Origin of the sequence: Amycolatopsis sp. NPDC051106 (genome assembly GCF_040682775.1) — a bacterium.
Taxonomy (GTDB): Bacteria; Actinomycetota; Actinomycetes; order Mycobacteriales; family Pseudonocardiaceae; genus Amycolatopsis.
Genome location: NZ_JBFBBQ010000027.1, coordinates 39425 through 54762, shown reverse-complemented (window position 1 = coordinate 54762; position 15338 = coordinate 39425). Strand labels below are relative to the sequence as shown.

General features: G+C 72.8%; 16 protein-coding genes. 10 read left to right on the top strand and 6 right to left on the bottom strand.

Going from position 1 to position 15338, the window contains the following annotated elements; all coding sequences use genetic code 11:
• The first annotated feature begins 70 nt into the window (after positions 1-70).
• Both AB0M83_RS21530 and AB0M83_RS21525 read left to right on the top strand, forming a co-directional pair.
• Complete coding sequence (locus tag AB0M83_RS21530) at positions 71-1096, top strand: ABC transporter substrate-binding protein (protein WP_364519580.1); 1026 nt, start codon at positions 71-73, stop codon at positions 1094-1096.
• Between the two features lie 11 nt (positions 1097-1107).
• Entirely contained in the window at positions 1108-1317 is a 210-nt protein-coding gene (locus AB0M83_RS21525) for an MbtH family protein (RefSeq protein ID WP_364519578.1), read from the top strand.
• 243 nt (positions 1318-1560) lie between these two features.
• Here the strand turns inward: AB0M83_RS21525 and AB0M83_RS21520 are convergent, their stop codons facing one another.
• From AB0M83_RS21520 to AB0M83_RS21510, 3 genes are read right to left on the bottom strand one after another with little or no spacing between them, the layout of a single operon-like run.
• Complete coding sequence (locus tag AB0M83_RS21520; RefSeq protein WP_364519576.1) at positions 1561-3312, bottom strand: ABC transporter ATP-binding protein; 1752 nt, start codon at positions 3310-3312, stop codon at positions 1561-1563.
• On the bottom strand, positions 3309-4979 hold the full coding sequence (locus AB0M83_RS21515; RefSeq protein WP_364519574.1) for an ABC transporter ATP-binding protein: 1671 nt from the start codon (positions 4977-4979) through the stop codon (positions 3309-3311). Before AB0M83_RS21515 ends, AB0M83_RS21520 begins: the two co-directional genes overlap by 4 nt.
• Positions 4980-5032: 53 nt before the next feature.
• Complete coding sequence (locus AB0M83_RS21510) at positions 5033-5893, bottom strand: hypothetical protein (RefSeq protein WP_364519572.1); 861 nt, start codon at positions 5891-5893, stop codon at positions 5033-5035.
• Positions 5894-5937: 44 nt separating this feature from the next.
• Between AB0M83_RS21510 and AB0M83_RS21505 the strand changes: the two genes are divergently transcribed.
• The gene (locus tag AB0M83_RS21505) at positions 5938-6450 is read left to right on the top strand and encodes a DinB family protein (RefSeq protein WP_364519570.1); all 513 of its coding nucleotides are present in this window, start codon (positions 5938-5940) and stop codon (positions 6448-6450) included.
• Positions 6451-6789: 339 nt separating this feature from the next.
• The gene (locus AB0M83_RS21500; RefSeq protein ID WP_364519568.1) at positions 6790-7893 is read left to right on the top strand and encodes a hypothetical protein; all 1104 of its coding nucleotides are present in this window, start codon (positions 6790-6792) and stop codon (positions 7891-7893) included.
• Here the strand turns inward: AB0M83_RS21500 and AB0M83_RS21495 are convergent.
• Positions 7873-8442 (bottom strand): helix-turn-helix domain-containing protein, encoded by a 570-nt coding sequence (locus tag AB0M83_RS21495; RefSeq protein WP_364519566.1) that lies wholly within the window; start codon positions 8440-8442, stop codon positions 7873-7875. The genes AB0M83_RS21500 and AB0M83_RS21495 overlap by 21 nt on opposite strands.
• Before the next feature lie 48 nt (positions 8443-8490).
• On the opposite strand from AB0M83_RS21495, the gene AB0M83_RS21490 reads away from it, so the two are divergent.
• The 6 genes from AB0M83_RS21490 to AB0M83_RS21465 all read left to right on the top strand — a co-directional run bounded on the left by AB0M83_RS21490 (position 8491) and on the right by AB0M83_RS21465 (position 13907).
• Positions 8491-9447, top strand: coding sequence for a zinc-binding dehydrogenase (locus AB0M83_RS21490; RefSeq protein WP_364519564.1), 957 nt, complete (start codon positions 8491-8493; stop codon positions 9445-9447).
• Positions 9448-9463: 16 nt separating this feature from the next.
• Positions 9464-10174: an MBL fold metallo-hydrolase gene (locus tag AB0M83_RS21485; RefSeq protein WP_364519562.1), complete on the top strand. Its 711-nt coding sequence runs from the start codon at positions 9464-9466 to the stop codon at positions 10172-10174.
• A gap of 125 nt (positions 10175-10299) precedes the next feature.
• Positions 10300-11118, top strand: a complete 819-nt coding sequence (locus AB0M83_RS21480) for an ABC transporter permease (protein WP_364519560.1) — start codon at positions 10300-10302, stop codon at positions 11116-11118.
• Positions 11103-11804, top strand: a complete 702-nt coding sequence (locus tag AB0M83_RS21475) for an ABC transporter ATP-binding protein (protein WP_364519558.1) — start codon at positions 11103-11105, stop codon at positions 11802-11804. The genes AB0M83_RS21480 and AB0M83_RS21475 overlap by 16 nt, the downstream gene beginning before the upstream one ends.
• Positions 11791-12807, top strand: coding sequence for an ABC transporter substrate-binding protein (locus tag AB0M83_RS21470; RefSeq protein ID WP_364519556.1), 1017 nt, complete (start codon positions 11791-11793; stop codon positions 12805-12807). Before AB0M83_RS21475 ends, AB0M83_RS21470 begins: the two co-directional genes overlap by 14 nt.
• A complete protein-coding gene (locus AB0M83_RS21465) occupies positions 12804-13907 on the top strand; it encodes an LLM class flavin-dependent oxidoreductase (protein WP_364519554.1) in 1104 nt (367 codons plus the stop codon). Before AB0M83_RS21470 ends, AB0M83_RS21465 begins: the two co-directional genes overlap by 4 nt.
• Here the strand turns inward: AB0M83_RS21465 and AB0M83_RS21460 are convergent.
• Positions 13904-14494 carry a class F sortase gene (locus AB0M83_RS21460; protein WP_364519552.1) on the bottom strand — a complete coding sequence of 197 codons (591 nt, stop codon included), beginning with the start codon at positions 14492-14494 and terminating at the stop codon, positions 13904-13906. The genes AB0M83_RS21465 and AB0M83_RS21460 overlap by 4 nt on opposite strands.
• On the bottom strand, positions 14484-15332 hold the full coding sequence (locus AB0M83_RS21455; protein WP_364519550.1) for a DUF4397 domain-containing protein: 849 nt from the start codon (positions 15330-15332) through the stop codon (positions 14484-14486). The genes AB0M83_RS21460 and AB0M83_RS21455 overlap by 11 nt, the downstream gene beginning before the upstream one ends.
• Positions 15333-15338 lie beyond the last annotated feature (6 nt).

Below are 15338 nucleotides of genomic sequence, written 5' to 3'. Positions count from 1 at the left end.
CGCAGTGGTTGCTTTCGGCAGCCTCACCTAAATAAGGTGTGCCTATCCTAAAGTTCGGCGAGAGGTTCTCATGTCCGTGTTTCAAGGCGGTGCCGGGCTCAGCCGGCGTGGATTCCTGATCGGCACCGGCGGTCTCGTCGCGGCCGCGGCGCTCACCGCGTGCGGCAGCGGCGGCGGCGAGAAGCCCGCCGCCGCGTCCGGTCCGTGGGAGTTCACCGACGACCGCGGGCAGAAAGCCTCTCGCGACCAGCGCCCGTCCCGCGTCGTGGCCTACGTCAGCTCCGCGGCCGCGCTGTGGGACTACGGCGTCCGCCCGGTCGGCGTGTTCGGCCCGCAGAAGACGGCCGACGGCGGCAAGGAGATCCAGGCCGGCAACATCGACCTGAACGCCGTGACGTCGATCGGCAACGCGTGGGACGACTTCAGCATGGAGAAGTTCGCCGCGACGAAGCCGGACCTGGTGATCACCGGGCTCACCGGCGCCAAGCCGACCGACCTGTGGGTGCTCAAGGACGACCTCGGCCCCAAGGTGCAGCAGGTCGCGCCCATCGTCGCGATGTCGGAGTACAAGGTCACGCTGCCGAAGGTGATCGAGCGCTACGAGCAGCTCGCCGTGGCCCTCGGTGGCGACGCGAACTCCCCCGCCATCAAGAAGGGCAAGGAAGACTTCCAGAAGGCGTCCGACGACCTGAAGGCGGCCGTCAAGGCCAAGCCGGGCCTCAAGGTCCTCGTGGTGTCCAGCGACAAGGACAACCTGTACGTCTGCAAGCCGGAGTTCTTCGCGGATCTCGCGTACTACCGCGACCTGGGCCTGGACATCATCAACGGCGCCGGCTCGGACGACTACTTCGAGACGCTCAGCTGGGAGCAGGCCGGCAAGTACCCGGCCGACCTGATCCTGACCGACAGCCGCACGTACGCGCTTTCGCGTCAGCAGCTGGCGGCGATCCCGACGTGGGCGCAGCTGCCCGCGGTCAAGGCGAACCAGCTCGCCGACTGGTCGACCGAACCCCGGTTCAACCCGGTGCTCGCGGCCCCGGTCATCCAGAAGCTGACCGAGGTCGTCAAGGGCGCCCGCACGGACATCACCGCCTGAGGAGGCTGGGCATGACCAACCCGTTCGAAGACCCGTCCGGAACGTACCTGGTGCTGGTCAACGCGGAGAACCAGCACAGCCTGTGGCCGGAGTTCGTGGAGGTCCCGGCCGGCTGGACGGTCGCCTTCGGCCCGGCCGGCCGCCAGGAGTGCCTGGACCACGTGGAAGCGAACTGGACGGACATGCGGCCCAAGTCCCTGGCCGACGCCATGGACAACTGACCCTTCCCCCACACGACACGCCGGGAGCCAGAAGGCTCCCGGCGTGTCGTCCGTCCAATCACGAGTGATGCCTCTCCAATCACCCGTGATGCCCCTTCCATCACGCGAGTTCCGCGCCCAATCACGCGAGTTCCGCGCCCAATCACGCGAGTTCCGTCCTGGATCACGCGAGTCCCGTGTTACGGAAGGGCCGGCACGCGTGATTTCCGGGTCGACACGCGTGATCAGAGGGACGACACGGCGTCAGGCTCGCTGACCCGACCACGCCGCCCAGAGCTTCGCGTACTGGCCGCCCGTGGCCACGAGGTCGTCGTGCGTGCCGGACTCCACCACGGCGCCCGCGTCGAGGACCACGATCCGGTCGGACGCCGCCGCCTGGGTGAGGCGGTGCGCCACCACCAGAGCCGTCCGGCCTTCCAGGGCCGCCGCGGCCGCCGACTCCAGGACCCGCGAACCGGCGCTGCCGGCCTCCGCCGTGGCCTCGTCGAGGATCGCGATCGGCGGGTCGGCCAGCACCAGCCGGACCAGCGCGAGCTGCTGGGCCTGGGTCACCGTCAGCTGGTGGCCGCCTTCGCCGACGACCGTGTCCAGCCCGGACGGCAGACTGTCCACCCAGGACAGGGCACCCACCTTCGCCAGCGCCGCCCGCAGGTCCGCGTCGGACGCCGACGGGCGCGCGAGGCGAAGGTCTTCGGCCAGCGGGCCGGCGAAGACGTGGACCTCCTGGCTGATCAGCGCGACGGTCCGCCGCGTGGCCTCCGGCCCGAGCTCCTCCAATGCCACCCCGCCGAGCGTCACCGAACCCGACGACGGCTGGTGGATCCCGGCGATCAGCTTGGCCAGCGTCGTCTTCCCGGCCCCGCTCGCGCCGACCAGCGCCACCCGCTCGCCGGGGGAGACGTCGAGGTCGACGTCGCGCAGCACCGGATGACCGTCCACATAGGAGTAACCGGCCGCCGCCGTCTTCACCGACGCGTCGACCGGCCGCGCCGGCCGCGAAGGCGACGCCTCGGCGGGCAAGTCGGCCACGCCGATCAGGCGCGCGAGGCTGGCCGCGGCCGCCTGCGCGTCGTCGACCAGGGCCAGCGCGGTCGTGATCGGCCCGAACAGGCTGTGGAAGTACAGCGCCGCGGCGGTCGCCACGCCGACCGTGACCGCGTCCGCCCCGACCAGCAGGAACCCGACGGCCAGCACCGCGGACAGCCCGACGAACTCCGCCAGGTTGAGCCGCGCGTAGAACCGCGTCACCAGCCGGATCCCGCGCAGCGCCAGGTCGACGGCCGTGCCGGACCGCTGCCGCACCCGCTCCAGGTGCGCGTCCGCCAGCCGGAACGCGCGAACGGTCTTCGCGCCGCCGATGGTGTCGAGCAGCTGCTGCTGTTGCGCGCCGACGGCCTCGCGCTGACTCGCGTACAGCGGCTTCGCGCGCGGCACGTACCAGCGCACCGTCCACAGCTGGATCGGCACGGCGACCAGCGCGGCCAGCAGGAACCGCCAGTCCAGGACGGCCAGCGCGCCCAGCGTCAGCACGACCGTCAGCACCGAGCGGCCCAGCTCGGGCAGCGCCTGCCGGACGCCTTCCGCGACGACCGAGACGTCGTTCGTCACGCGCGCGGTGAGGTCGCCGGACCCCGCCCGCTCGAGCTGGTCGAGCGGCAGCCCGAGGGCCCGTTCGACGAAGCGTTCGCGCAGCTCGGCCAGGATCGTCTCGCCCAGCCGCGCCACCAGCGACACACCGATCGCGGTCGCGATGGCCTGCCCGACCGCGACGAGGACCAGTGCGACGACCGGCGTGAGCAGCTCGGCCGCCGGCCGCCGCGTCGCGACGAGGTCGACGACCCGGCCGAGCAGGGGCGCGGTGAGCAGCCCGATCGCGGTGGCCGCGACCAGCATCGTGAACGCGGCCGCGGCGCGGCCCTTCGACCGGCCGGCCAGCTCGCCGACGACGGCGCGGATCCGGCGCCCGTCGGCCACGGGGAGGAGTTCGCGGGTCATGACAGCACCGCCGCCCGGTAGTCGGCGCGACCGGCCAGGTCGGCGTGGCTGCCTTCACCCGCGATCCGCCCGTCGTCGAGGAGGACGACGCGGTCGGTCGCGGCGAGCAACGCCGGGCTGGTGGTCACGAGGATGGTCGTGCGGCCGCGCCGCAGTTCGGCCAGGCCCGCGGCGATGCGAGCCTCGGTGACGGTGTCGACGGCGGTCGTCGGGTCGTGCAGCACGAGCACCGGCGCGTCGACGGCCAGCGCGCGGGCGAGCGCGACCCGCTGCCGCTGCCCGCCGGAGAGCGACCGCCCGCGTTCGGTGACTTCGGTCGCGACGCCGTCGGGCAGCGCGCCGGCCACCTCGTCGACGGCGGCCGCGGTCATCGCTTCTTCGGTGAGCGGCCCGGTTCCGAAGTTCTCGGCGACGGTCCCGGCGAACAGGTCCGCGTCGTGCGCGGCCACCAGCACCACCTCGCGGACCCGGCTCGGGTCCACAGTGGACAGGTCGACCGCGTCGACCGACACCGAGCCGGTCGCGGGGTCGGCGGCGCGGCCGAGGCAGTCCAGGAGATCGGTCGCGGCCGCGGGGTCGGTGGCGACGACGCCGAGCAGCTCGCCCGGGCGGGCCTCGAAATCGACGTCACGCAGTGCGCCCCGGCTGAGCGCGGACAGCCGGACGTGCCCCGCGGCCGGAGCCGGGATCGTGGCCTCGCCGGCGTCGACGGCGGACGGCGCGTTCAGCACGTCGGCGATCCGCCCGGCCGACGCGCGGCCCTGCGCGAGCTCGCCGTTGACCCACGAGAAGATCGAGAACGGCGTGATCAGGTACTGCGCCAGGCCGACCGCGGCGACGAGGTCGCCGACGCTGATGTCGCCCGCCGCCGCGAGGTTCCCGCCGACGAGCGCGACGACGGCGATGAAGATGCCGGTCAGCGCGAGCAGCGCGCCGTTGTGCCAGGCCTGGGCGCGCGCCGCGCGCAAGGTGGCTCGCAGCGAGTCCTGGCTGGTGCGGCGGTAGCGGTCGACGGCGGCGCGTTCGGCACCGACGCCCTTGAGCACGCGCAGCCCCGCGACGAGGTCGGTCGCGATGCCGGAGGCGAAGGCGGAGCGCTCCTGCTCGGCCTCGCTGCGGCGTTCGAGGGGCTTGCCGATCAGGTGCGCCAGGTACAGCATCGGCGGCGTGCCGAGCAGCACGAGCAGGCCGAGCGGGAGGCTCATGGTCAGCAGCACGACGGCGCTGACCAGCAGCCCGGCCAGCCCGGCGACGCCGAACGGCAGGACGCCGTTGACCTGGCCGACCCGCTTCGCGTCCGACGTCCCGATGCTGACGAGCTCGCCCGCGAGGTTGCCGGCCTCGGCGCCGCCGCCGGGGTGCAGCACGCGGCGGCCGACGTCGAGGCGCAGGTCGTGGGCGGCGCGTTCGGCCGCGCGCTCGCCGAAGCGGGCGCCTAGGCGGTAGCTGGTCGACAACGCGGCGAACAGCACGGCCAGCACCGCCAGCCAGAAGAGCAGCGTGCCCACCGAGCCACCCGCGACGGCCTGGTCGATCACCACGCCGATCACCACCGGCACCAGCGCTTCGCCGCCCTGGTGGCACGCGGTCAGCAGCGAAGCGAGCGCCACCGATCGTCGTTGCCCGGTGATCGAACGACGGAGGACTTCCCGTCCGGTCGTGCTCACCCGCGCCTCCCTGTCCTGTCGTGGGATAGGTAAGGCTAGTCTAAGTAAACGAGTTACGGGAACACGGTCGGCTTCGTCTCATTCCCCTCGGCCGCCGGTTCTCCGAAGCGGGCCAGCGCGAGCGCGGCCGCGACGGCGAGGGCGAACCCGGCGATCGCGACGACGGCGAACCCGGGCCGGGTGCGGTCGCCGAGGACGAGCACACCGACCAGCGACGGGAAGACGGTCTCGCCGAGCACCATCATCGCGGTCGAGGTGGTGACGCTGCCGCGTTGCAGCGCCGTCGCGTAGAACAGCATCGCCATCCCGCCCGCGACGGCGACGGTGTAGGTGGCCGGATCGGTGAGCAGGTCCAGCGGAGCGAGGCTGGGGATGATCCGCCCGGCGATGGCGACGACGCCGAAGCTGAGCCCGGCGACGAGCCCGAGCGCGGGCGTCCTGATGCGACGGCTCGCCTTGCCGGCCGCGATCCCGGCGGCGGCCAGTACGACGACGGCCCCGATCAGCCCGAGGCGGAAGCCGAGCCCGACCGGGTCGGAGCCCTCGCTCTCGGCGGCCGCGCCGAGCAGCCCGAGCCCGGCGCACACGACGGCGACGGCCGCCCATTCCCTTGGGCCGAGCCGGATCCCGAGGAACCGCGCGGCGACCGCGGTCACGGCGAGGCTCGCGGCGAGCGCGGCCTGCACGACGAACAGTGGCAGGACGTGCAGGGCGGCGATCTGCGCGACGAAGCCGAGCACGTCCAGCGAGAGGCCGGCCACGAACTTCCACTGGCCGAGGACGCGGACGAGCAGCTTCGGATCGACCCCGCCGGTGCCGGTGTCTTCGGTCGCCTGGGCGGCGACCGACTGCATCACCGAAGCGACGCCGTACGCGATTGCGGCGCCGAGGGCGCAGAGCAGTCCCCACCACATGCCGATCACTCTATTTTGTCGGACCCGTGCGGTACTTTCCGGTCATGTCGAACACGAGTTCGAAGACGCACCGGTCCTGGCCGGCCCGCCTGGCGTGGGACGAGCTGCGTCTCCAGCTGGACTTCCTGCAGTTCCTCCGCGCGACGGCGGTGAACAAGCTGGCCGGCCTGTCGGTTTCGCAGGCCGCGGCCGCCCCGTTCCCGACATCGCCGCGGTTGAGCGCGCTGGGGGTGGTGAAGCACCTGACGGCGGTCGAGCGGTGGTGGCTGTCGATCGAGGCCGGGGGAGCGGACCTGCCGTCGCTGTGGGCGGGATCGCCGGACCCGAGCTGGGACCTGGCCGCGGACGACACACCGGCTTCGGTCGTGGCGGCGTACAAGGCCGAGTGGGCCCGGTCGGAGAAGTCGCTGCGCCGGCTGGGCCCGGACGACCGGACGCGGCGGCGATCGGAGTTCACGGTCCGCTGGGTGGTGGCGCACGTGGTGCAGGAGACGGCGCGGCACGTGGGGCACTTGGACTTGCTGAGGGAGCTGGCAGATGGGGAGGTGGGTGAGTGAGGGAGGGGTGAGGGGGTTGGTGGGGTTGTTCCGGGCCGAGGTGGTGGCCGGGTGAGGTGGTTTGCGGCTCGCGGTCCGCGAAATCCGCGTGACGACCCGGCTAACCTGGGTCCGTGGCCGTCGTCGCGGGTTACCGCCGATTTACCGGCCCCCTGGCCCTTCGCGGGTGCCAGTGGGGTTCCGGTGCCATGTCCGTGCTCACCTGAGCGCGGTTCGGTCACGCCATCGCGGCGGTCGCCGCCGCACGTGACCGAATAGGACCGTAGTGAACCTCGCCTGGTGTCCGGGCCAGGGGGAGCACCTTCGCTCACCCCACCCGTTCACCCAGGAGGTTCCGTCATGCCCGAACTGCTCACCCCCACCCAGCTCACCCGCGACCTCGCCGTCCGCGATCTCACCGATCCCGCGGCCGGGCCGCACGCCCTCCAGCGAGTCGTCGAGCTGGCTGTCGCGGCCGCCCGGGGACCGCGCACCGAAGTCCGGTGGTGGCCCGGCGATCGGATCGTCACCGTCGCCGACAACTACGACAACCTCGGCTACGACCCCGCCGACGTCACCCGCGACGCGCGCTACACCCGCTACGTCGACCCGGACCACGTGCTGCGCAGCCATTCCAGCGCCATGGTCCCGGCCGCACTGCGGGCGCTCAAAGCGTGCCCGGCCGACGACGTCCTGCTTGTCTGCCCGGGCGTCGTCTACCGGCGCGACAGCATCGACCGGCTGCACACCGGCACCCCGCACCAGCTCGACCTCTGGCGGATCACCCGCACCGAAACGACCGATCTCGGACAACTCGTGGCCGCCCTCGTCGAGAAGCTCCTGCCGGGCCGCCGGTGGCGGCTCGAACCCCGCCGTCATCCGTACACAGTGGACGGCGTGCAGCTCGACGTCGACCGGGACGGCGAGTGGGTCGAGGTCGCCGAATGCGGTCTCGCCCACCCGGCCGTCCTCGCCCGTGCCGGCCTCGGCACCGGCTGGTCCGGGCTCGCCCTCGGCATGGGCCTCGACCGGGTGCTGATGCTGCTCAAGGGCATCCCGGACATCCGCCTGCTGCGGTCACCGGACCCGGCCGTCGCCGCGCAGCTCACCGACCTCGCGCCGTACCGGCCGGTCTCGGCCCTGCCGCCGGTGCGCCGCGACCTCTCCATCGCGGTCGCGGCCGACGACCGTGCCGAGGACCTCGGCGACCGCGTCCGCACCGCCTTGGGCGACGACGCCGACGTCGTCGAGTCGGTCGAGATCGTCCAGGAGACGCCGTGCGCGCGGCTGCCGCCTCAGGCGCTGGCCCGGCTCGGCGCCACCGAAGACCAGAAGAACCTCGTGGTCCGGCTGGTGCTGCGCCCGCCGGCGAGGACTCTCTCGGACCGAGAGGCGAACGCCCTGCGCGACCGCGTGTACGCAGCGCTGCACCAAGGCCAGGACTCAGGCGCGCAGCCCTCGTAGCGCGAGCGCAGCGAAGCGTCGTGAAGCGACAAGGCGGGCCGCCGGCGTCGGTGCCTGGATGCCGCTGTTGGCCCTGACCACCAGGAACACGTCGTCCAGGACGACGTCGGGGCGTAGTTCACCGGCGTCCTGCGCGCGGCGGATCAGCTCCGCGATGGACCGCGTCGCCCGGGCACGATCCGCGGTGAAGTCGATCGCGTGCGGGAACGTCGAGGTGAAGGCCGCGGTGAAGCCCCGGTCGCGCGCGTGCAGCTCGCAGAGCTTCTCGATCACCGAGGCGAACCCGCGCCACGGATCGGGGTCGGCCAGCCCTTCGTCGACGATGGCGTAGCACGCCCGCATCTGGTCCTCGAACGCCGCGGTGACCAGCAGTTCCTTGGTCGGGAACCGGCGGTACAGGGTGGCCGGCCCGACGCCGGCGCGCCGGGCGATCTCGCGCATCGGCACGTCCAGGCCGGCGGTGGCGAACACCGCGCGGGCGGCGTCGAGGATGCGCTCGCGGTTGTCGCGGGCGTCCGAGCGCAGCAGGTGAGGCAAATGATCGGCCACGCTCTCACTTTAGCCAAGTGGACGCCGGCGTCCACTACCGTCGGGCCCATGAAAGCGGTTGCGGTACAGACATTCGGGGCCCCTGAAGGCCTCACGGTCATCGACCTCCCGGACCCCGACCCGGGCGCCGGAGAGGTGCGGATCGCCACCGAGGCGATCGGCGTCGGCGGGGTCGACGCCGTCATCCTCAGCGGCGCCCTCGCCGCCTACGGCTTCCGGTCCGGCCACGTCCTCGGCCGCGAAATCGCCGGTACCGTGACGGCGGCCGGTGACGGCGTCGACCCGGCGTGGCTCGGCCGGCGCGTGTGGGCGTTCACCGGCGGCGGCGGTGGTGGTTACGCCGAGCAAGCCGTCGCCCCCGTGGAGACGCTCGTCCCCCTGCCGGAGCCGCTGACCCCGATCGACGCGGTGACGCTCGGCAGCTCCGGCGTGGTGGCGCACTTCGCGCTACGCCACGCCCACTTCACCCCGGGCGAGTCGGTGCTGGTCCGCGGCGCGGCCGGCGGGATCGGGATCATGACCGTCCAGCTCGCGACCGGCGCCGGCGCGATCGCGGTCACGACGTCGTCGCCGGAGCGCGGGCAGCGGCTGCGCGAGCTCGGCGCGACGCACGTCCTGAACCGCGCCGGCGACGGCCCGGACACCTACGACGTCGTCGTCGACGTCATCGCCGGCCCGGGGCTGCCCGGGTTCATCACCAAGCTGAAGCCGAACGGTCGCATGGTGGCGGTCGGCGTGGTCGCCGGCGAGCCGCCGGCCGACTTCGGCAAAGAGCTGATCACGGCGTTCCGGAAGTCGCTGTCGTTCGCGACGTTCAGCGCCGACACCATCCCCTGGGCCGACCGGCGCGCGGCGATGGCGGGCGTGTTCGCCGCGGCGAACAGGGGAGAGCTGACCTCGGTCGTGCACGAGGTGCTCCCGCTGGAGCAAGCGGTACTGGCGCACCGGAAGATGCAGGCCGGCGAGGTGTTCGGGCGGATCGTGCTGACCCCGTCGGGAAGCTGACCCGTAGGGTGTGGCCATGGCAGATCGGCTCTACTTCCGGCAGCTGCTCGCCGGGCGGGACTTCGCCGTCGGCGACCCGGTCGCGACGCAGATGGTGAACTTCGCCTACCTCATCGGCGACCGGGACACCAAGGAAGCGGTGATCGTCGACCCGGCCTACGCCGTGCAGGACCTGCTCGATGTCCTCGACGCCGATGGCATGCGGCTCACCGGCGTGCTCGCCACGCACCACCACCCCGACCACGTCGGCGGCGCGATGATGGGGTTCGAGCTGCCCGGGATCGCCGAGCTGCTCGCGATCCGGCCGGTGCCGATCCACGTCAACGGCGCCGAAAGCGAGTGGGTCCGCCGCGTGACCGGCGTCGAGGACACCGACCTGCGCGCGCACGACCACGACGACGTCCTCGAGGTCGGGTCGATCCCCGTGCGGATGCTGCACACCCCCGGCCACACGCCCGGCAGCCAGTGCTTCCTCGTCGAGGACAAGCTCGTCTCCGGCGACACGCTCTTCCTCGAAGGCTGCGGCCGCACCGACTTCCCCGGCGGCGACGCCGACGAGATCTACCGCAGCCTGCAGGCCCTCGCCGGCCTGCCCGGCGACCCCGTCGTCTACCCCGGGCACCAGTACTCGGCCGAACCGTCGGCCGCGCTGTCCGACGTCAAGCGCACCAACTTCGTCTACCGGCCGAGGTCGCTCGACGAGTGGAAGGTCATGTTCGGCGGCTGAGCAAGGGCGTTCCACGGGCTGAAACACCGCTATTTCACGGACTGGGCACCGATTGACTTTGCCCGGCCGGGGCTCGAATGTCGGGATCACGCAAGCCCGAACATCCCCGTCCCCGGGAGAAATCCGTGTCGATTTCCACCACGGGCGTGCTTCCGCGCGCCCGGAAACGCGCCGAAGGGCCGCCGCGCCGGGCGGTGCGCCGGCCCGACCTGCGGCGCTGGATCAGCCCGGTGGCGCTCGTCGCCGCCTGGCAGATCGCGAGCGCCACCGGCGTCCTGCCGCCCGACAAGCTCAGTTCACCGTGGACGGTGGTGCAGGCCGGCGTCGAAGTCGCGCGCAGCGGCGAACTCGGGACCGCGTTCGCGGTGTCGCTCGGGCGCGTCGGTGCCGGGTTCGCGATCGGCGCCGTCATCGGTGTCCTGCTGGGCATCGTCTCCGGGCTTTCCCGCTGGGGCGAAGCGCTGGTCGACCCGCCCGTGCAGATGCTGCGCACCCTGCCGTTCCTGGGCCTGATCCCGCTGTTCATCCTGTGGTTCGGCATCGGCGAGGAAACCAAGATCGTGCTGGTCGCGCTCGGCGTGGCCTTCCCGCTCTACCTGAACGTCCACTCGGGAATCCGCGGCGCCGACCCCAACCTCGTCGAGGCCTCGCGGGCGCTCGGGTTCAGCCGCACGGAACGGCTTTGGCACGTCATCCTCCCCGGCGCGCTGCCGCAGGCGCTCGTCGGGCTGCGGCAGTCGCTCGGGCTCGCGTGGCTCGCGCTGATCGTCGGCGAGACGGTGAACGCCGACGCCGGGGTCGGCTACCTCATCACCAACGCGCGGGAGTTCCTGCGCACCGACGTCGTGGTCGTCGGCCTCGTCCTGTACGCCGTGCTCGGCCTCGTCACCGACGCGCTGGTCCGGCTGCTCGAACGGAAGGTGCTGCGATGGCGAACCCGGTAGCCGAGGTCCGGGACCTCACCAAGCGGTTCGGGGAGCGGACCATCCTCTCCGGCCTCGACCTGACCGTCGACCGCGGCGAGTTCGTCGCCTTGCTGGGCCGCAGCGGATCGGGCAAGTCGACGCTCCTGCGCGTGCTGGCCGGTCTCGACGACGACGTCGACGGCCGCGCGGAGGTGACCGGCACCGTCTCGGTCGCCTTCCAGCAACCCCGGCTGCTGCCGTGGCGGAAGGTCTGGCGCAACGTCGTCCTCGGCCTGCGCCAGGACGGCGTCGCGAAGTCCCGCAACCGCGCGCTGGCCGAGAAGGCGCTCGGCGAGGTGCACCTGGCCGGCCACGCCGACGACTGGCCGCTCACCCTCTCCGGCGGCGAGGCCCAGCGCGTCTCGCTGGCCCGTGCCCTGGTGCGCGAACCCGATCTCCTGCTGCTGGACGAGCCCTTCGGCGCGCTCGACGCCCTCACGCGGATCGCGATGCACGGGCTGGTCCAGGACCTCTGGCAGCGCCACCGGCCCGGCGTGCTGCTGGTGACCCACGACGTCGACGAGGCCCTGCGGCTCGCCGGCCGGGTCCTGGTGCTCGACGGCGGGCGGATCGTGGCCGAGCACCGGCCGCGCGAAGCCGACCACGACGACCTCCGCCGGCGCGTGCTGGCGGACCTGGGAGTGACCGAAGATGCAGTGGGGTAAGGGAATCGCCGCCGTCGCGACGGCGCTGGTGCTGGCCGGGTGCGGCTCGGCGACGGGCTCGGACCCGGGACCGGCCGCCGTGCCGGGCCCGGTGAGCGCGGCCGACCTGGCGAAGGTGACGCTCAAGGTCGGCGACCAGAAGGGTGGCGTGAAGTCGCTGCTCACCGCGGCCGGCCAGCTCGACGGCACGCCGTACAAGATCGAGTGGTCCACCTTCACCTCGGGGCCGCCGCTGCTCGAAGCGGCTTCGGCGGGGGCGATCGACCTCGGCCGCGTCGGCAACACGCCGCCGATCTTCGCCGCCGCGGCGAAGGCCAAGATCGCGGTCGTCAGCGTCGCGCGCAGCAACGTCGAGCGGGAGACCATCCTCGTCCCGCCCGATTCGCCGCTGACGGACGTCGCCTCGCTGAAGGGCAAGACGGTCGGGGTCGCGAAGGGCAGTTCCGCGCACGGCCAGCTGCTGAACACGTTGCACAAGAACGGACTGTCCACGAAGGACATCAAGGTGAGCTTCCTGCAGCCGTCCGAGGCCTACGCGGCGTTCACCCAGCACACGATCGATGCCTGGGCGATCTGGGACCCCTACACCGCGCAGGCCCAGATCGAGGCCAAGGCGCGGGTGCTCGCCGACGGGCGGGGCGCGTCCAACGGGCTGGCCTTCGAGACCGCGAGCACCGCGGCGCTGGCCGACCCCGGCAAGAACGCGGCGATCCGCGACCTGGTGATCCGGGTGGTCAAGGCGCAGAAGTGGGCCGACACGCACCGCCCGGAATGGGCGGCGGCGTGGGCCAAGGAGACCGGGCTCAAGCTCGAAGTGGCCCGGAAGGCCGTGGACGCGGGCCGCGACCGGCCGATCGCGCTGGACGACGCCGTGGTGGCCTCCGAACAGCAGCTCGCGGACGCCTTCACCGACGAGAAGACTCTGCCGGGCAAGGTGGACTTCGCCGCGTTCGCCGACCGGCGGTTCGCCTCCGACCTGGATCAGGCGAGGAGCAACGGATGAGCATCAGGCTGCACTGGTTCCTGCCCACCAGCGGCGACGGCCGCACGATCGTGGAACGCTTCCACGCCAACCGGTCCCAGGGCCCGTCGGCCCAACGCGAGCCCGACCTGGACTACCTCGCCCAGGTCGCCCGCGCCGCCGAACGCCAGGGCTTCGAAGGCGTCCTGACCCCGACGGGCACGTGGTGCGAGGACGCGTGGCTCACCACGGCCGCGCTGATCCGCGAGACGACCCGGCTGAAGTTCCTGGTCGCGTTCCGCCCCGGCGTCCTCTCCCCGACGCTCGCCGCGCAGATGGCCGGCACCTTCCAGCGCCTGTCGAACGGCCGCGTACTGCTGAACATCGTCACCGGCGGCGACGCGGTCGAGCAGCGGCGGTTCGGCGACTGGCACGACCACGACGCCCGGTACGCGCGCACGGACGAGTTCCTCACCATCGTCCGCGGCGTCTGGTCCGGGCAGCCGTTCACCTTCGAAGGCGAGCACCTGCGCGTCGAGGGCGCGACGACGCTGGCCGCGCCGGACCCGGTGCCGCCGATCTACTTCGGCGGCTCGTCGCCGGCCGCGCTGCCGGTCGCGGCCCGGCACGCCGACGTCTACCTGACCTGGGGTGAGCCGCCCGCGCAGGTGGCCGAGAAGATCGGCAAGGTCCGCGAGCTGGCCGGCGACCGGCCGGTCCGGTTCGGCGTCCGGCTGCACACGATCTCGCGCGACACCTCGGCCGAAGCGTGGGCGGAGGCGCAGAAGCTCCTCGACGCGCTGAGCCCGGAGCAGGTCGCCAAGGCGCAGGCGCAGCTCGCGGCGAGCGAGTCGGTCGGGCAGCAGCGGATGGTCGCCCTGCACGGCGGCCGGACCGACGGCGGCGTCCGCGGGCTGGAGATCCACCCGAACCTGTGGGCCGGCGTCGGCCTGGTCCGCGGCGGCGCCGGGACCGCGCTGGTCGGCAGCCACAGCGAGGTCGCCGACCTGCTCGAGGAGTACCACAGCGTCGGCGTCACCGAGTTCGTCCTGTCGGGCTACCCGCACCTCGAAGAGGCGTACTGGTTCGGCGACGGCGTGCGGCCCGAGCTGGCCCGGCGCGGGCTGATCAAGGAGGTCTAACCCCAGCGGGTCGAGGCGTAGACGACGATGTTGTCGCGATAGGACCGTTTCGCCGCGTCGAAGCTGCCGCCACAGGTGATGAGCCGCAGGGCGCTGCCCGGCGCCGGCCCGTAAACCGCGTCGGTCGGGAAGGCGTTCTTCGGGTAGCGCTGGACGGTGTCCACGACGAACCGGGTCTCCTGGCCGTCGGAGCGCGCGACGAACACTTGGTCACCGTCGCGCAGGTCGCGCAGCCGGAAGAACGGCGCCGGCCCGGAACGGGAGTCCACGTGCGCGGCGATCACCGCCGGCCCGGGGTCTCCCGGCACCGGGCCGGCGGCGTACCAGCCGACGTCTTCGAAGCGTCCGGGCGCTTGGAGCTCGTGGTCGGCGCCCAGTCCGAGCGGGACGAGTGCGGGTGCGTCCACGCCGATGGCGGGGATCCGCAGCCGCACCGGGCGGACGTCGGCGGCCGGCGGCAGCGGCTGCGGCCTGCCCGCCACCGGCGCCGACGGAACCGGGGATGAGGATGGAACCGCGGCCGGGGCCGTCGAGCAGCCCGCGGCCAGCAGGACCGCGACGAGCAGCGCGCCGAGGTCAGCGCGCACGGACCAGCCGGCGTCCGAGCACGAACGCGGCCAGCAGCCCGGCCGCGGCGAACGCCGGCCAGAGCGGCAAGCCGGACGACGGCGCCGTGCCGCCGCCACCGGTCTCGACGCCCAGCTTCGGCGGTTCGGGCAGCGAACCGCCGTCGGAGATCGGATTCGCCTTGAGCGCCCCGGCGTTCTCGGTGACCAGCAGCGTCGTGGACGTCCCGGCCTTGACGTCGACGTCGGCGGTGGACTTCACCGAGCCGCCGGACAGCCGCAGCGGCCAGCGTCCTTCTGGAACGTCCACATAGGACGACGTCTGGCCGTAGGGCGCGTCCTTGGCGAGCGAGACACCCTGCGGGCCTTCGACGCTGACCGGCGCGATCGCCGCCGATCCTTCGACCACCCGGACCCGGCCCTTGCCCGCACCCGGCGCGGTGAGGTCGTCGGTGACCAGGTCGCCCTTGAGCGTGCCGTCCGGGCCGTTCGCGAAGACCAGCAGCGAGTAGGCGCTGCGCTCGGCGACCTCGATCGTCGCCGACAGTGCCGGCGGGGTGCCGGCCGCGGCGTCGGCGGGCCGCATCGACAGCGTGTACTTGCCGGGGCCGAGCGAGGAGTACGGGGTGACCGCGCCGTAGCCGGCCTTGCGGATGACGACCTTCTCGGCCTGGCCGAACGGCGCGAAGTAGATGTCGACCGGTGGGACCTGAGGGGAGAGGTGGCCGACCCGGATCCAGCCGACGCCCGGGCCGGGGGCGGTCGCCGCTTCGGCCGAGACCGGCGTCAGCGCGACGAGGAGGAGGGCCGCGGCGGTCAGCCCGCCGGGTCTGAGCAATCGCTGGGGGAGAGTGCGCATCGGAGG

Coding starts and splice junctions, on each gene's coding strand:
- AB0M83_RS21530 (WP_364519580.1), top strand. CDS start 71: ATGTCCGTGTTTCAAGGCGGTGCCGGGCTCAGCCGGCGTGGATTCCTG.
- AB0M83_RS21525 (WP_364519578.1), top strand. CDS start 1,108: ATGACCAACCCGTTCGAAGACCCGTCCGGAACGTACCTGGTGCTGGTC.
- AB0M83_RS21520 (WP_364519576.1), bottom strand. CDS start 3,312: ATGACCCGCGAACTCCTCCCCGTGGCCGACGGGCGCCGGATCCGCGCC.
- AB0M83_RS21510 (WP_364519572.1), bottom strand. CDS start 5,893: ATGTGGTGGGGACTGCTCTGCGCCCTCGGCGCCGCAATCGCGTACGGC.
- AB0M83_RS21505 (WP_364519570.1), top strand. CDS start 5,938: ATGTCGAACACGAGTTCGAAGACGCACCGGTCCTGGCCGGCCCGCCTG.
- AB0M83_RS21500 (WP_364519568.1), top strand. CDS start 6,790: ATGCCCGAACTGCTCACCCCCACCCAGCTCACCCGCGACCTCGCCGTC.
- AB0M83_RS21490 (WP_364519564.1), top strand. CDS start 8,491: ATGAAAGCGGTTGCGGTACAGACATTCGGGGCCCCTGAAGGCCTCACG.
- AB0M83_RS21485 (WP_364519562.1), top strand. CDS start 9,464: ATGGCAGATCGGCTCTACTTCCGGCAGCTGCTCGCCGGGCGGGACTTC.
- AB0M83_RS21475 (WP_364519558.1), top strand. CDS start 11,103: ATGGCGAACCCGGTAGCCGAGGTCCGGGACCTCACCAAGCGGTTCGGG.
- AB0M83_RS21470 (WP_364519556.1), top strand. CDS start 11,791: ATGCAGTGGGGTAAGGGAATCGCCGCCGTCGCGACGGCGCTGGTGCTG.
- AB0M83_RS21465 (WP_364519554.1), top strand. CDS start 12,804: ATGAGCATCAGGCTGCACTGGTTCCTGCCCACCAGCGGCGACGGCCGC.
- AB0M83_RS21455 (WP_364519550.1), bottom strand. CDS start 15,332: ATGCGCACTCTCCCCCAGCGATTGCTCAGACCCGGCGGGCTGACCGCC.